This window comes from candidate division TA06 bacterium (assembly GCA_016235665.1).
GTDB lineage: Bacteria > Edwardsbacteria > AC1 > AC1 > EtOH8 > UBA5202.
In genome coordinates, this window is sequence record JACRJI010000007.1 from 1 (window position 1) to 3,073 (window position 3,073).

General features: G+C 53.4%; 2 protein-coding genes. One reads left to right on the forward strand and one right to left on the reverse strand.

Going from position 1 to position 3,073, the window contains the following annotated elements:
- Positions 1-372: 372 nt before the first annotated feature.
- Positions 373-2,130, reverse strand: coding sequence for a single-stranded-DNA-specific exonuclease RecJ (recJ, locus tag HZA73_02680; protein ID MBI5804933.1), 1,758 nt, complete (start codon positions 2,128-2,130; stop codon positions 373-375).
- 348 nt (positions 2,131-2,478) lie between these two features.
- On the opposite strand from recJ, the gene HZA73_02685 reads away from it, so the two are divergent.
- Positions 2,479-3,073: hypothetical protein (locus HZA73_02685; protein MBI5804934.1), on the forward strand; the 595-nt coding region annotated here is incomplete at its 3' end.

A 3,073-nucleotide genomic window follows, 5' to 3' on the forward strand; every position in this document is an offset into this window, starting at 1 on the left:
GTGGGCGGCCCGATTTGCGCCGGGGGTGACGGTTTGGCGGATGGTGCGGGGCCGAACATATCGGTGGCGCTGTCTGCCCCTGGAATGCCAGGGGCTCCCGGCTGGGGTGTGGCTTCCGGCATACCGGGAGAGATTGAGGGCGCACTAGGGGTAATCCCGCCGCCCTGGGGAGCGCCCCCCCCCGGAGCCGGCATATTGGTTTCAGGCCCCGGAATATCTGCATTCTGGGTCAATACCCAGCTTGGAATCAGCACTATGACAGCTAGAATAAGACTGATTGATATCCAGAAAAATGTTTTGGATTTCATCTTATTGAGCCTCAGTGTAGGGGCGGACGTCCCTGTCCGCCCCCGACTGGGGCTGACACAGAGGTCAGCCCCTACGTTTTTTGTCCTCGGTCATCTTCTCTGCAAACCGGATATCCTGCAATTTAAGCTGCAATGTTTCCTGGCCTTGCCAGGAATTAATCTGGGGCTGAAAGGCTGCTGAAATCCCGATGCCGTTGCGGCTGCAATAATCCACTTCCTCCAGCAGTTCGCCCATGGAGAAGCCGATTCCGTCAATCACCTTTTCCTGCTGGCGGAGCTTTAATTTCAAATGATTAGTGCCCACCCCGCGGGGATACATAACCTGAAGTCCGTCCGACCAGAAAAGGGGTTCGGAATTGTCCACTCCGAACGGATGCAGGAGCGCAATATCGCTGATTACGGTCTTATCCAGATCATCCAGGCTAAGCCGTCCGTCCAGATTCAGCTTATCGGGCAAATCCTGGCTGCCGATAGATTCCCAGGCCAGGGCGTTAAGGCTGTCCCGGAAGGGATTAATGTTCTCATGGCGGATGGTTAAGCCCGCTGCATAGTGGTGCCCCCCGAAGGTTACCAGATAGGCTCTCAATTTATCCAGCGCCTGGTGTATATAAAATCCGTCCACACTGCGGGCGGAGCCTCTGGCGGGGTCATCTTTAGTGCAGAGCAGGATGCAGGGCAGATTATAAACCTCTGCCATTTTAGAGGCCACAATTCCCAGCACGCCGGGATGCCATTCCGGGTGTTGCAGCACCAGCGCCCGGTCCCGCGCCGGGTCAAACTGGGCGGAGGAGAGGGCCTGGGCCTGCTTTAAGATGCCGTCTTCCAGTTGCTTGCGCCGCCGGTTCTCTTCATCCAGCATACGGGCCAATTCGTCCGCTTCTCCTTCGGAATCGGTGAGCAGCAGACGTAATACCGCCATCGAACTGCCCAGCCGTCCGGCGGCATTTATCCTGGGGGCCAGCTTGTATTCAATGTCCCCGACCTGAACCGGGGCATCCCCGGCCATGCCCGCCACCTGCTTTATTTTTCTTATACCCAAATTTGACGCATTTGTCAACCTTTGCAGGCCGTATTTGACAAAAATTCTGTTTTCGCCAGTCAGGGGGGAAACATCGGCCACTGTTCCCAGGCAGATTAAATCCAGATTATCGCTTAGGCTATTCTTCAGGTTGAATTTGCCGCTGACAGCCTGGGCCAGCTTGGCCGCCACCCCGACCCCGGCCAAATCCTTATAGGGGTACGTACAATCGGGGCGCTTGGGATTTAATATTACCGCCGCCGGGGGCAATACGGGCGGCGGCTGATGGTGATCGGTTACGATGACATCCATCCCTAACCCCTGGGCCAGTTCGACCTCCGCCGGATTGCTTATTCCGCAATCCACGGTAATCAGCAGCCTTACGCCCTGGGCGTGAATATTCCGAACCGCCGCAGAATTGAGGCCGTAGCCCTCCTGCAGCCGGTGGGGGATGTAAACCATATATGGTGCGCCCAGTTGGGTGAGCATCCGGCACAGCAGGATTGTTCCGGTAATCCCGTCCGCGTCATAATCGCCGTAAACGCAGATTTTCTCCCCTTGGCTTACAGCGATTTCCAGCCGCTGGACTGCGGCGGCCATGCCCTTCATCAGGAATGGGTCATGCAGGCTTTCCAGTCCGGCATTCAGGAAGGATTGGCCCTGTTTAACGGTATTTATTCCCCGATTAATCAGGAGTTGGGCCAGAAACTGGCTGACCTGCAATCCAACAGATAATTCCCGGCAAAGCTCCGGCCGGGGGGGCTGGACTATCCAAAGCTTGGATTTGGAAGCAGGGTAGGGCATGAAGTTCCTGAATTTGTAGTTGCCCGATTTATCGGGCAGTTGTAGGGGCGAATTGCATTCGCCCGGCTGTTGGGGTTAGGGTGTCATCCCCGATGGTTTTATCAGGGATATGGTGTTTATCTTAAGACCATATTCCCGATTACTACCTCGGGAATGACAAATCAGTATCTGTTTGCCACCCAACCCCAGGGCGTATGCAATACGCCCCTACAGTCTACAGTCCAGCGGCATAAGTCATAACAGGGTTTATTATAGCCCATAAGCCGGTTAAAAAAAAGCCAAAAGAATTAGGCGCATACAGATATTAAATTCGATATACTGGTACAAATGTTGCAAATAAAAGAATCTATGAAAACAACCAGACCGGTCTTCAGTCTAAAAACCCGCCTTTCTTGGCTCTTTTTTATAACCAGTTTTGCTTTTTATACGCTTATGACCTATGGGGGGATACGGGAGCCTGACAGCGAGGTGGTTTACCGTACCGCTGAATCGCTTGCCGATAAAGGAACTTTCGCCGTTTCCAGGGATTTGGAGACCTGGAGGGGTTTCGGTTTGCAAAAGGGTACAGACGGGCGGAAATACTCATGCTACAGTCCGGGTGAAGAAATAATGCTTGTCCCCCTGATTAAAATCGCCCAGTCCGTCAACAAATCAAGATGGTATAATAAATACAGGGAATCAATTCCCATCAGCCATTACGTAGGTAACGGGGTTCACCAATTCCTGCTCGGCGTACCGCCCCAGGATATCGAACCCCATGCCCTGCGTTTTCTGGTTTCATTTTTTAATATTCTGGTTTGTTCGGTTTCCGCAGTATTATTCCTGCGGCTGTTGGAAAAATTGACGCATTCACTCATAAGCGCCGGTTTCGTGACGGTTTTGTTTGCGTTCGGCACATTGATGCTTCCGTACTCCGGGACATTGTTCAGCGAACCGCTGGCCA

Bases quoted from the DNA above. Each gene is read 5' to 3' on its own strand.
- recJ (MBI5804933.1), bottom strand. From the start codon at position 2,130: ATGCCCTACCCTGCTTCCAAATCCAAGCTTTGGATAGTCCAGCCCCCC.